The organism is Gordonia sp. NB41Y (assembly GCF_030718915.1).
Lineage (GTDB): Bacteria > Actinomycetota > Actinomycetes > Mycobacteriales > Mycobacteriaceae > Gordonia > Gordonia desulfuricans.
This window is the reverse complement of record NZ_CP132196.1, coordinates 2,200,857-2,213,781: the sequence shown is the minus strand read 5'-3', so window position 1 is coordinate 2,213,781 and position 12,925 is coordinate 2,200,857. Positions and strand designations below refer to the sequence as shown.

Here is a 12,925-nt window from a genome sequence, read left to right as displayed (position 1 = left end):
GATCCCGGATGCGCCCGCGGGAGGTCAGTGCCGCGCCAGGATTGCTCCCAGATCGGTGCCGGTGGGCAGCGCCCCGTACTCGAAGGCGCGGTCGGCGCCCAGGCGTGCGGCGATGAACGCATCGGCCACCGCGGCCGGCGAGAAGCGGACCAGCAGGGACGCCTCGAGCGCCAGCGCCATGGATTCGACGACGCGACGTGCCCGGCGCTGGGCGGATGCCGCGTCGAGTCCGGCGAGTTCACCGAGGTCGCGGCGCAGCTGATCGAGGTGCGCGTCGAGGGTCGGGTCGGTGCCGCGCGCCAGGTTCACCTCGGCGTCGAAGGCGCCGACGGAGTCGGGTTCACGCGTCATCGCGCGCAGCACGTCGAGGGCGATCACATTGCCCGATCCCTCCCAGACGGCCATCACGGGCTGTTCGCGGTAACGCATCGACAGCGGGAAGTCCTCGGTGTACCCGTTGCCGCCCAGGCATTCCAGTGACTCGTAGGCGTGATGCGGTCCGCGCTTGCAGATCCAGTACTTGGCGACGGCGGTCGCCAGCCTGCGGAACGACTTCTCGGAATCGCTCGCGTCCTCGTCGTGGGCACGGGCCAGGCGCATCGCGGTGACGGTCGCCGCCTCGGATTCGAGGGCGAGGTCGGCGAGCACGGCGGTCATCGCCGGCTGATCGACCAGGGTGGCGCCGAAGGCGGCCCGGTGCCGGGCATGCCAGAGTGCCTCGGCCACCGACTGCCGCATGCCGGCCGCGCTGCCCAGGACACAGTCGAGGCGGGTCTGGGCGACCATCTCGATGATGGTCCGCACGCCGCGGCCCGGCTCGCCGATCATCACCGCGACCGTTCCGTCGAGCTCGATCTCGCTGGAGGCGTTGGACTTGTTGCCCAGCTTGTCCTTGAGCCGCTGGATGCGGAACGAGTTGCGGGTGCCGTCGGGCAGGACGCGGGGGAGCAGGAAACACGAGAGTCCTTCGCCGCCTTGGCCTTGTGCCTGTGCCAGGACCAGGAAGGCATCCGACATCGGTGCCGAACAGAACCACTTGTGTCCGGTCAGCAGGTACTCGGCGCCGGGGCCGCCGGTGCCGACCGGCACTGCGACGGTGGTGTTGGCCCGGACATCCGAGCCGCCCTGCTTCTCGGTCATCGACATGCCGAAGATCGCCGACGACTTGTCCGCCGACAACTCGGGGGAGTAGCTGCGCGACAGGGCCTTCGGAACCCACTGTGCGGCGACGTCGGGCTGCAGTTCCAGCGACGGGATCACCGCGTGGGTCATCGAGACGGGGCAGGCGTGCCCGGGCTCGATCTGGCCGAACAGATAGAACGCCGCGGCGCGCACGACGTGGGAGCCGGGCTGCGGATCGGCCCAGCAGCGGGTGTGTGCACCGTGGGCGATCGAGGCGCTGATGATCCGGTGGTACGACGGGTGGTACTCGACCTCGTCGATCCGGTTGCCCCAGCGGTCGAACGGGTGGAACTGCGGGGTGATGGTGTTGGCGAGCTTCGCGTCGTGCTGGAACTGTTCGGTGCCGACCAGCGCGCCGATCTCGACGAGTTCCGCATCACCCCACCCGCCGTCGTGGCGGGTGATGGCCTCGCGCAGAACCTGATTGGCCTCGTACTCGTTGACGTCGACGCGCGGGACGGATTGGTTGAGCACGGTGTGGGTGAGGTGTGGTCGCGGATGGGCCGTGGTCGGCGACGCGGGTGTCTGGGTCATGTCGGGCTCCGATCGGGTGACGGCGGATGGGGGTCGGCCGGTGTGGCCGGTCACTGTGGTCAGTCGGCGAGGACGAGCGGTTGATCGAGGACGGTGTCGGGGATCTGCAGGGCGGCGAAGACCACCGCCACCGAGTCCTCGAGGGTGTAGCCGAATTCGTCTGCGGTGGCGGCTTTCTGGACGATGAGTCCGAAGATCGCCGACCAGAACGCGCGGGCCTCCACGTCGATGTCGGCGCGCAGTTGCCAGCCGGTGCGCACCAGGGTCTGCATCAGGGCGTCCTGGCCGCGCTCGTGCAGGGTGCGCAGGGTCTCGGTGATCTGTTGGCGAAGATCGGTGCGACGCGACACCAACAGCATGGCGGTGGTGAACAACTCGACGTTGCGGGCCTGCGGGCCCAGCAGGGTGCCGATCAGGATGTGGGTGTACTCGCGCACCGTCGTCGCCGACGCAGCGGACTCCTCGGCGTGCCGACCGGCGCGCAGCACCGCCGCGCAGGCCACCTCGACGAACAGTTGCTCCTTGGAACCGAAGTAATAGGTGACCTGGTTGGGGAAGGCTTCGGCACGCGCGCAGATCTGGGCCACCGACGCGGTCTCGCCGTGCTCGCTGAACACCTCGCTCGCGGCATGCAGCAGTGCCTGGCGGGTGGCCTTGCCGGCATCGCGGCTGGCCCGGCGGGTTGGGGGCATGAATCGATCACCTCGAGCGCACTTGTTTGTATGACAAACAATAACTGTTTCGTGTGTGACGGTCAACACCTCGCCGTGTGGTGGAGTAGGAGCGCATCCCTCAGAAGGGCGGGTCGGGTGAGTCCGTCTGGGTGGCGGGAGTCTGGTTGCGGGCACGGTTGCGTTGCCGCTCGAGTCGTCGACGGTGATGTTTTCGGGCCAGTGTGGATTCCCGGTCCAGGATTCGTTCCCCATCCGGTTTCAGATACGCACCCGGCGGGCCTGGCGGTCCTGGTGGGGTGGGTGGGGCTTGTGGTGGGTCGTCGAACCGGTAGCGGCGTAGGCCGGGGAAGAAATCTTCCATGGTTTCCGCCGGTCCGGGCAGGATCAACCCTTCCGGGGTGGTGTATTCGATGATCAACCGACCTGTGTGGGGGTCACGGTGTTGATCATCGACCCACTCGGAATGGGTTTTGTGGAGATGATCGAACCGGCACTTCGGATTCAACCCGATCGGGGTGGTCTGCCCACCCGCCGCCGGATTGTGGTGGTCGTATTCGGTGACATGATCGAGATCGGCATCGAATGAGCTTCGAGTACACGCCACATCAGCACACGTGCCATACGACAGACGCACGTACTCGTCGAGGGCGGCGGACGGCCGGTACGGATCCGAAGGCAGAGTCGGCGGCAACACCACATCCTCGGGCCGCACACCCCGGGGGACGAGCCGCGTGAATCGGGCGTTCGGGTGGGAGGCGAGGTCCCGCACGAATTCCGGGGCGATCACACCCTTGCCGAACAGATACCCCGGTGCCGCACCCGCGGGTAAGTCGGAGGAACCGGTGGACGGATCATTCGGTGTGACAACCGGATTCGCGGGCATGTCGATACCGGCCGGTTCCTCCTCGACCGCCTCGGCCGCCGCGTCATGCTCGAGGCGGGCCGACCGACGGGTGTCGTCAGGTGTGGGAGTGTCGTCGGGTGTAGCAGTGTCGTCGGGCCGCGTGGTGGCACCGGTCGCAGGGACGTCGGAGTCGAGCTGAGTCTCAGAACTGTTGCCGCTGTGCACTTCCGGCTCAGGTGCGGGTTGGGGTTGGGGTCGGCCGGTGACGGTGTCGAGGTCGGCGACGGTGGCCTCGTTGGCCAACAGGTGGATCACGTACTGCACCTTCGGGATCGACCCGGCCTCGGGGATCTCGGCCGGGCAGTCCGCACGTCCGCATTCACACTCGAACTGGGTCCCCGACAGGAGAGCGAACATGGCATCGGATTTCCGGTTCTGCGAGGATCGCCCATCATGTGGGCACACCGTGTTCGCGAGGGCACCGATCACGAGGCCGCACAGTTCGACCCGGTCGGCGGCCATGGTGCCGGCGATCTCCCCGGTCCCGTCAGTGCTGAACGAGGTCCACACACCCCGTTTGTCCAGACACCGTTCCCGGGCTTCACGGACGGCGTCACGGTCGTGGCGGAACACGACCCGGTCGGCCATGTCGGTGATGGTTTTCTTCGACCACAGTCGTCGGCGTCGGCGGATCAACTCGGCGATCTCGGCGTCGACCTTGGGTGCCGATTCGCGACCGTGGACCAGCGCGGTCCGCGACACCACCACCTTCATCAACTCGGGAGTGATCCAGCCGTCCCGCAACACTTCCGCCACATGAGGCAGGTGGTGGAGAACGGCGATGGATTCGTCCATGAGGAGTTCGGCGGCGCGTTGGGTGATGCCACGCACACGCGAGATCTTCTTGGCCAGGTCGACGAATCCGGATGGTGCTCCGGCGACACCGCGGTCGGCGTCGACGTGGCGGCCGACGAGTTCGATCACCGATCGGTAGGTCGACCAGGCCAGAAACGATCGTCCTCGATCGATCTCGCGTAACCCGATCAGTAGGTCGTTGGTGGAGGATTGTTCGGGTGTTTTCGGGTCGACCCCACCCAATAGATCGGCATTGTCGTGTGGCAATTGCGGCCAGCGGGAATCGGTGAACGACAGGGACGTCGTGGGTGTGTTCGTCATCTGATTTCCTCCCCCCGGAGTGCCTGTGACCTGCAACAAAGAACTTGTGTTCGATTACAGATCACGGTACACGAGGCCACCGACAAAACTCCCGCGAGCAGAAGTGGGTTCACCGGATGGTGGTCACCTCGTGGAGGTCGGGCGGTGGAGGTTTCGACTCGACTTGTCGCGGCGCTCCGCGTCGGCTCGACCAGCGTGAACGTGCGCCGGCCCACCTTCGGTGGTCGAGCCGGGACCGAGCCTCTGGGCGAGGACCCGTGTCGAGGCCTGGTGGGTTGAGGGTGTCGGTGGCCATCTCCTATGTGGTCACCTCGTGAACGTGGCCGGTGGAGGTCTCGACTCGACTTGTCGCTGCGCTCCGCGTCGGCTCGACCAGCGAAGAGGGTGTGTCCGTCGTGGTGGTGGGGTTGGGATGTCGCGCTCCGCGTCGGCCCGACCAGCGGTGGTGTGGTGCGGGATGGACGGTTGGTGGATTGTGGGAATGTGCTTGCCGACAGCGGCCGTCAGGCCGGGACCGCGGTGTATCCGTGGGCGTCGGCGACCTCTTGTGACAGGAGCCGGCCCGCATGGGTCGACAGACCGGCGCGCAGACCGGCGTCGGCGGCGGTGGCGTCCTGCCATCCGCGGTCGGCCAGCGCGACGACGTAGGGCAGGGTGGCATTGGTCAGGGCGTTGGTCGAGGTGTTCGGCACCGCACCGGGCATGTTGGCGACACAGTAGAAGACCGAATCGTGTACGGCGAAGGTCGGTTCCGCATGCGTCGTGGGCCGTGAATCCTCGAAACAGCCGCCCTGGTCGATGGCGATGTCGACGAGGACCGAACCCGGGCGCATCCGGGAGACCAGGTCGTTGGAGATCAGGGTGGGGGCCTTGGCGCCGGGCACCAGCACCGCACCGATCACGAGGTCGGCCTCGAGCACGGCCTGTTCGAGGGCGTAGGCGGTGGAGACGATCGTGGTGACCTGGCCCTGATAGAGGCTGTCGATCTCGCGGAGCCGCGCGATGGACAGATCGAGCACGGTGACATCGGCTTTCATGCCGTGGGCGATCGCGATGGCGTTGCGGCCGGAGACCCCGGCACCGATCACGACGACCTTCGCCGGCGCCACTCCCGGGACGCCGCCCATCAGGACCCCGCGGCCGCCCTCCGGCCGCATCAGGTGGTAGGCACCGGCCTGCGGCGCGAGGCGCCCGGCCACCTCGCTCATCGGGGCGAGCAGCGGCAGTGAACCGTCCGCTGCCACCACCGTCTCGTAGGCGATCGACGTGGTGCCCGCCGCGAGCAGTGCGTCGGTGCACTCCTTGGATGCCGCGAGGTGCAGGTAGGTGAACAGCACCTGATCCGACCGCAGCCGCGAGTACTCCTCGGCGATGGGCTCTTTGACCTTCAGCACGAGATCGGCCTGCGCCCAGACGGCGTCGGCGGAGTCGAGGATCTGGGCGCCTGCCGCCTTGTAGCCGGCGTCGTCGAACGACGAACCCGCCCCGGCGCCGGCCTCGATGATCACCTCGTGGCCGCGAGCGACGAGCTCGTTGACGCCTGGCGGGGTGATCGCGACCCGGTACTCGTGGTTCTTGATCTCGCGGGGGATTCCGATCTTCATCAATGGCTCCTGTGATGGCGTGACGGGTCCGGATACGGACGATGAATGGGGGGTGGCACGCTGCCGACGGCAATCCGCCGATCGTGCGGGACGTCGTTGTCTCCGCCGCATCGGCCGGTTCGTCAATGGTGAACAAACTTCATCCCACAGCCAACATCAATGAAGATAATTCTCTGACAAAGCATGATTTGGAGAATTCTCCGGGATCGGCCCGATTGAGGGTAGGTCTCACAGAAGGATCTTCGGGCGGCGTCCTGGGCCTCGCTGCATGCGGTGCCGGTTCGGTTGACGGGTTCGGAGCAGCACACCTAGCATGGATATGCAAACGTTCTTGCAATCGATTTCGCCATCCTTCTCGCGGGCGGATGATCCGCCGGTGCGCAAGGTGACGTCACGGACCCCGAGCGGTGCGAATTCGGCGTCGGCTCAACAGAAAGAGGACAGACATGGGTGACCTGGGACGTATCCCGGCCGACTTGCCCACCGGGCTCTGGATCGACAACGCCGTCACCCCGGCCACCGGCGGCGCCACCTTCGAGGTGCGCAACCCGTCGACCGGGGAACTGCTGACCGCCGTGGCCGACGCCGGCGCCGACGATGCGCTCAAGGCACTGGACTCGGCCGCCGCCGCGCAGGCGGCCTGGGCCGCGACGTCGCCGCGCGAACGATCGGTGATCCTGCGCACCGCGTGGGAGGCGATCCTCGACCGCACCGACGACTTCACCACACTGATGGCGCTCGAGATGGGCAAGACGGTCACCGAGGCCCGCGGTGAGGTGACCTACGGCGCCGAGTTCCTCCGATGGTTCAGCGAGGAGGCTGTCCGGATTCAAGGACGTTATGCCGCATCACCTTCCGGCAACGGCCGCATCCTGGTGAGCAAGGTCCCGGTGGGTCCGGTCCTGGCCATCACCCCCTGGAACTTCCCGCTGGCGATGGGGACGCGCAAGATCGCACCGGCACTCGCGGCCGGATGCACCGTCATCTCCAAACCCGCCGAGGACACACCGCTGACCATGCTCCTGCTGGCGCGGGTCCTCGCCGACGCAGGTCTGCCGGCCGGGGTGCTGTCGGTCCTACCCGCTCTCGACGCCGCCGCCGTCACCGGCCCGCTCCTCGCCGACACCCGACTGCGCAAGGTGACCTTCACCGGGTCCACCCGGGTCGGCAAGCTGCTGATCGAACAGTCCGCACAGAACGTCCTCAAGACGTCGATGGAACTGGGCGGCAACGCACCGTTCATCGTCTTCGACGACGCCGACCTCGACGCCGCGGTCGACGGCGCCATCGTCGCCAAGATGCGCAACGCCGGTCAGACCTGCGTCTGCGCCAACCGCATCTACGTCGCGAACGCGGTGCGCGAAGAGTTCACCACCCGGCTCACCGCCCGCATCGAGGCTCTCCAGGTGGGCCCCGCGATCCAGGCCGACGTACAGATCGGCCCGCTGGTGAACGCCAAACAGTGTGACCGCGTGGCCGGCCTCGTCGCCGACGCCGTCGACGACGGTGCCCGCGTCCGCACCGGTGGACATGCCATCGACGGTCCCGGCACCTTCTTCGCACCGACCGTGCTCGACGACGTCGCCGCCGGTTCACGAATCCTGCGTGAGGAGATCTTCGGCCCGGTGGCCGTGGTGGTGGGATTCGACACCGAGGACGAGGTGGTGGCCGCGGCCAACGACACCGACTACGGACTCGCCGCCTACCTCTACACGCAGAGCGTCGACCGGGCCTTCCGCGTCTCCGAGCGGCTCGAGAGCGGGATGGTGGGCGTCAACCGTGCCCTCGTCTCCGACGTCGCGGCACCGTTCGGCGGGGTCAAGCAGTCCGGACTCGGCCGCGAAGGCGGGACCGAGGGGATCGAGGAGTACCTCGAGACCAAGTACCTTGCGTTCACGTGAGATCCGGGGCATTCACCTGAGATCGGGGCCATCAGCTGAGGTCCGGGTCCGCCGGGGACGGGTTCCGTCCTCGGCGGACCTGTGTACGTAGGCGGTCGGGGAGACACCGGTCTCCTGCCGGAAGACCCGACTGAAATAGGCGGCATCGGCGAATCCCGATGCCGCAGCGATCGATGCGATCGACGAGCCGGTGACGGCCCTCTTGTCCAACAGCTTGCGGGCCTCGGCGATCCGCCGGCCCCGAATGGTGCCCGACACCGTCTGGTCGTCGTCGGCGAACAGCTTCTGCAGGTAGCGCTCGGAGAGATTGATCTCCGCCGCCACATCCCGCGCAGTGAACTCGGGATCACGAAAACGCTTCTCCACGAGAAGGACTGCGCGCTGGCGGTGTGCCGTGCGCACCGCGCTCTCGCCCGTGTGGGGATTGGCATTGGCCATCATCAGCGCCAGCAGGTCGAGGAACTGATCCTGCAGTCCCGGTGCGAGCCGGCCGGAGAACCGTGCGGCATTGGCCGTTGTGCTGGAACGGAATCCGGGTGCGGTGGGTACCGCCTTCGGTGCGGCCCGGGAGGCGGGTGTGCTCTTGCGTCCGCTCGGTGGTGCACTCGCGGTGTCGCCGCCGCTGACCTTCACCGAGTCCGATCTCGACCTCATGCTCGCCGGAATCGAGACCGGCCTCGACGCACTCGTCCGGTAGGTTCCGGGGTCGGGGTCGGGGGCGATGACGGTGTCCGCCGGGTGGATTCACGTGAAACCACCCGGCGGACACCGTTGCATGCGCTCAGCGCATCTCGCCGGCGCCCTCGTACGGGTGGAGGCTGGTGAGCAGGTCACCCTCGGCGAACCGCGAGTACCGGAAGTCCTGCGGGTCGACGTGCTTGAGGGTGGTGGTGCCGGTCAGCACCATGTCGGCAACGAGTTTGCCGACGGCGGGGGAGATCTTGAATCCGTGCCCGGAGAAGCCGGTGGCCAGGAACAGGCCGTCGACCGGCGACGGGCCGATGATCGGGTTGTAGTCGGGGGTGACGTCGTAGGCGCCCACATACGAACTGGTGATCCGCGGGTCGGGCATGTCCGGCAGACGGTGGCCGAGCTTCATGACCACCTTGTCGACGGTGCTCTCGTCGGCACGGTTGATGTAGTTGTCGGGGTCGATGTACTGCGGGGCCGAGTGATCGGAGTTGCCCACCAGCAGTTCGCCGTTGGGCTCGCGGCAGATATAGGACAGGCCGGCGAGGTCGGAGAGCACCGGGACCACCGGGGTGGGTGCCCCCTGGTCGACCAGGATCAGCTGTGCGCGCTGGGCCTGGACGTCCACGTCGACGTCCACCCCCGCGGTCAGGGCCGGGGTCCACGGGCCGGCGGCGACGATCACGGTGTCGGCGTGGATTTCGTCGCCACTGGCCAAGCGGGCGCCGATCACGCGACCGTCCTCGCCCTGCAGCAGTTCGGCGACGGGGGTGGACTGCTTGATGGTGACACCGAGCCGGCGAGCGGCCGCCGCGAAGGCCATGCCGGCCATGTAGGCCTCGCCACGTCCGCCGAGGGGCTCGTAGGCGAAGGCGGCGAAGTCGTCGAGGTGCAGGCCCGGCCACAGTTCGGCCATGGTGTCGTGGCCGATCAGCGAGACGTCGACGCCGATCTCCTGCATCATCGCGACATTGGCCTCGAGCGGGGCGATGTTGTTCTCGCCGACGCCGACGACGTAGCCGCACTGCTGGAAGGCCATGTCGTCACCGAAGAGTTCGGTTGCGCGGGTGAAGATGTCGACGCCGTACCACGACATCGCGACCAGCGACGGATTGCCGTAGTGGCAGCGGACCACACCGCTGGACTTACCGGTCATGCCCGAGCACAGGGTGTCGCGCTCGACCACCATGACATCGGTCTCGCCCTGATCGGCCAGCGACCAGGCGATGGCGAGGCCCTCGAGGCCGCCGCCGACGATGAGGAATCGGGTTGTGGTGGTGGTCATGTCACTTCGCTTTCTTCGAGAACTGCAGTGGGACAACGCATGGGGTGAGAGGAATCAGGACAGGAGGTCGGTGAGGACGGTGGCGAGGGCATGGCCACCGGCGTCGGCGTCGGGGTCTTCGACGTACTCCTCGGGGGAGTGCGAGACCCCGGTAGGGTTGCGCACGAACAGCATCGCGGTGGGGATCTCGTCTTTGAGCACCCCGGCGTCGTGGCCGGCGCCGGTCGGGAGGATCGGTGCGTCGGGCAGGACGCTCGAGACCCGGCCGCGCAGCTGCGGGTCGAAGTCCACGCGCGGGCTCATCGACGCCTCGGTGAGGGTGAATTCGCAGTTCTCGGCGAGGGCGTGGGCCCGGGCGGCCGCGGCGATGTCGGCGACCAGTGCGGCCACCACGGCGTCGTCGGAGTGACGGACGTCGAGCCAGACGTCCACGCGGGAGGCGATCACATTGCTGCCGCCGGGAACCGGGTCGAGCTTGCCGACGGTGGCGCGGGCCCCGTCGACCGCCGCACCGAGTCGTCGCACATCGAGAACCGTTGCCGCGGCGGCGATCATCGGGTCGTGGCGGTCGGTCATCAGGGTGGTGCCGGCATGGTTGCCCTGGCCGCGGAACGACAGCAGCCAGCGGCCGTGGCCGAGGATCGCCGACCCGATCGCGATGGCCGAGCTGGTGTCGACGAGGCCGCGACCCTGCTCGACGTGGAGTTCGACGAAGCACCCGATCTGGTCGAGCCGTTCCTGGTCGCGGCCGATGTAGCGCGGATCGAGACCGTTGCGGGTGGCGAGATCGGCGAAGGTCTCGCCGTCGGCGCCGGTGAGCGCCCAGGCGCGCTCACGGCTGACGCGACCGGTCATCAACTGGGATCCCAGGCAGGCCAGTCCATATCGTGAACCCTCCTCCTCCGGGAAGACGGCGAGGGCGAGCGGACGGCTCGGTACCAGACCGGAGGCCGTCAGCTCGTCGACGGCGACGAGCGCCGACGCCACACCGAGCGGACCGTCGAAGGCCCCGCCGCCGGGGACGGAGTCGAGGTGGCTACCGGTCACCACGGCGTCGGTCACGGCGAGTCCCGCCGGGTTCCACCATGCCCAGATGATGCCGTTGCGGTCGGTCTCGATCTCCAGCGACCGTTCGGTGGCGGCCGACAGGAACCATTCGCGCAGTTCGAGTTCCGCGGCGGAGTAGACCGGACGGCTGTATCCGCCGCGCGCCGGGTCGGTGCCGATGTGGGCGATCTCGGCCATCAGGCCGCTGACCGTCGCAGTGGATGCGGTGCTCACGGATCAGTCCTCCGATGCTGCTGTGGGATGAAGATGGACGCGGGCGACGGTGCCCGTTCCGTGGACGGTGACGGCCTTTGACCCGACGAGGATGGTGTCGAGCGGCTCCAGTGCGTCGTCGGCGGTGCGTAACGAGCCCGAGAGCACCAGGTAGGCGACGGTGCCCTCCGCCGAGAGCTCAACAGATCCGCGCACGTTCTGCAGGGTGAGATCGCTCCGGCCGAATGTTCGGCGAACCATCAGATTGAGGATCTGCGTGGTGCCGTGGGTGGGCTCTCCGGCGACCTCGTCGTCGCCGGAGAAGTGGATGCGGTCGAGATGCACGAGGTGATGGTCGGTGCCGTCGACGGTCAGCATGACCGGGTCGGCGCCGAGGATCAGCGCGGTGCGCTCGAATCCGTCGAATCGGGAGAAATCACCGGCTGCCTCGATCTCGGCGATGCTCAGCGTCCAGTCCGGGGCAGTCGTCGAACCGCCCGTGGCGATCCGGCGGGTCACACCTGCACCGTTGCGCCACGGTTGCAGCGGCACGTCGGCGCCGCGGATGACACCGGACCGGGGAACGTGCCCATCGCGGTGGGGTGTTCGGGTGGACATGTGGCTCGTGCTCTCGACTCGGGGGTGGGTGTCCCTCGAGTACACGCTGGCGATTGGGAAAAGAGAAATACCCATATGGAAGAGATTGTTCTGGGTGGCAGAATAATGCCTATGGAGCTCCGCCACCTGCGCTACTTCCAGGTCCTCGCCGAAGAACTGCACTTCGGGCGGGCCGCCGCCCGGCTGCACATCTCGCAGCCACCGCTCACCTCGCACATCAAGGACCTCGAACGGGAGGTGGGGGCGCGACTGTTCGACCGGACCACCCGCCGGGTGGACCTCACCGAGGAGGGGCGGCTCTTCCTGGACCGGGTCGGCGCGGTACTCACCTCGCTCGACGACGCGGTGGAGGAGGTGCGCGACCATGCTGCGGGTCGGCGCGGCCGGATTCGGGTGGGCTTCGTCAGCTCCGCGTCGGGGACGGTCATCCCGCCTGCCCTGCGCCGGTTTCGCGACCTCAATCCACATGTCCGCGTGGATCTCTCGCCGCTGACCACACGCGAGCAGATCGACGCCCTGCAGGCCGGTCGCCTGGATCTCGGGTTGATCCGCGCCGGTGGACGGGTGGAGGACCTACGCGTCGAACCCCTCGTGGAGGAGGCCCTCGTGGTGGTCCTGCCCACCCATCACCGGCTGGCCGACCAGGCGGAGGTGGACATCGGCGACCTGATCGGGGAACGGCTCATCCTCTTCCCGCAGACCCTGATGCCGGCCTACCTCGCCCAGATCTGGGGGCTGTTCGCCGAGTGCGGTGCCGAGCCGTGGGTGGTGCAGGAGGCGATCCACCACGAGACCGTCCTGGGGCTGGTGTCGGCCGAGGTGGGGCTCTCGATCCTGCCGGAGTCGGTGTCCTGGTTCGGTACCGATCGCATCGCGATCCGGCCGCTGGTCCAGAAGGTGACCACCGCGCTGATGATCGCCCGCACAACCGAATCCGCCAATCCGGCCGAGGCGGCATTCGTCGACTGCCTGTATGCGGCGATGGGGGAGATGCCGTCCGGATGATCCACCGGTCGAGATCTCGACCGTCGTCGTCGGCACGCCGCGGAACGGGTTGGGCCCGGACACCGACGGACCGGTATGCGAATCGCATACCGGTCCGTCGGTGTGAGCGTGTCGCTCACCGGGTGCACTTCGGGAGATGGTGCTCCCGTGCA

General features: G+C 67.7%; 10 protein-coding genes. 2 read left to right on the top strand and 8 right to left on the bottom strand.

Annotated elements, in window-relative coordinates:
* Positions 1 to 24: 24 nt before the first annotated feature.
* The 4 genes from Q9K23_RS09525 to ald form a co-directional block, all read right to left on the bottom strand.
* Positions 25 to 1,716: an acyl-CoA dehydrogenase family protein gene (locus tag Q9K23_RS09525; protein WP_053776292.1), complete on the bottom strand. Its 1,692-nt coding sequence runs from the start codon at positions 1,714 to 1,716 to the stop codon at positions 25 to 27.
* A 59-nt stretch (positions 1,717 to 1,775) separates the two neighbouring features.
* Positions 1,776 to 2,408, bottom strand: coding sequence for a TetR/AcrR family transcriptional regulator C-terminal domain-containing protein (locus Q9K23_RS09520; protein WP_053776286.1), 633 nt, complete (start codon positions 2,406 to 2,408; stop codon positions 1,776 to 1,778).
* Positions 2,409 to 2,508: 100 nt separating this feature from the next.
* The gene (locus Q9K23_RS09515) at positions 2,509 to 4,410 is read right to left on the bottom strand and encodes a DUF222 domain-containing protein (RefSeq protein WP_305950484.1); all 1,902 of its coding nucleotides are present in this window, start codon (positions 4,408 to 4,410) and stop codon (positions 2,509 to 2,511) included.
* 503 nt (positions 4,411 to 4,913) lie between these two features.
* Positions 4,914 to 6,014, bottom strand: coding sequence for an alanine dehydrogenase (ald, locus tag Q9K23_RS09510; RefSeq protein WP_020794216.1), 1,101 nt, complete (start codon positions 6,012 to 6,014; stop codon positions 4,914 to 4,916).
* Between the two features lie 446 nt (positions 6,015 to 6,460).
* Here ald and Q9K23_RS09505 point away from each other — a divergent pair, with 446 nt between their 5' ends.
* A complete protein-coding gene (locus Q9K23_RS09505; protein WP_053778147.1) occupies positions 6,461 to 7,915 on the top strand; it encodes an NAD-dependent succinate-semialdehyde dehydrogenase in 1,455 nt (484 codons plus the stop codon).
* A 12-nt stretch (positions 7,916 to 7,927) separates the two neighbouring features.
* On the opposite strand, the gene Q9K23_RS09500 is transcribed toward Q9K23_RS09505, so the two are convergent.
* The 4 genes from Q9K23_RS09500 to Q9K23_RS09485 all read right to left on the bottom strand — a co-directional run bounded on the left by Q9K23_RS09500 (position 7,928) and on the right by Q9K23_RS09485 (position 11,768).
* Positions 7,928 to 8,569: a helix-turn-helix domain-containing protein gene (locus Q9K23_RS09500; RefSeq protein ID WP_082366034.1), complete on the bottom strand. Its 642-nt coding sequence runs from the start codon at positions 8,567 to 8,569 to the stop codon at positions 7,928 to 7,930.
* A gap of 127 nt (positions 8,570 to 8,696) precedes the next feature.
* Positions 8,697 to 9,890 (bottom strand): FAD-binding oxidoreductase, encoded by a 1,194-nt coding sequence (locus Q9K23_RS09495; RefSeq protein WP_020791250.1) that lies wholly within the window; start codon positions 9,888 to 9,890, stop codon positions 8,697 to 8,699.
* A 54-nt stretch (positions 9,891 to 9,944) separates the two neighbouring features.
* The gene (locus Q9K23_RS09490; protein ID WP_082366035.1) at positions 9,945 to 11,171 is read right to left on the bottom strand and encodes an allantoate amidohydrolase; all 1,227 of its coding nucleotides are present in this window, start codon (positions 11,169 to 11,171) and stop codon (positions 9,945 to 9,947) included.
* Between the two features lie 3 nt (positions 11,172 to 11,174).
* Entirely contained in the window at positions 11,175 to 11,768 is a 594-nt protein-coding gene (locus Q9K23_RS09485; protein ID WP_020790721.1) for a HutD family protein, read from the bottom strand.
* Positions 11,769 to 11,879: 111 nt separating this feature from the next.
* Between Q9K23_RS09485 and Q9K23_RS09480 the strand changes: the two genes are divergently transcribed.
* Positions 11,880 to 12,773 carry a LysR substrate-binding domain-containing protein gene (locus Q9K23_RS09480; protein ID WP_020790717.1) on the top strand — a complete coding sequence of 298 codons (894 nt, stop codon included), beginning with the start codon at positions 11,880 to 11,882 and terminating at the stop codon, positions 12,771 to 12,773.
* Positions 12,774 to 12,925 lie beyond the last annotated feature (152 nt).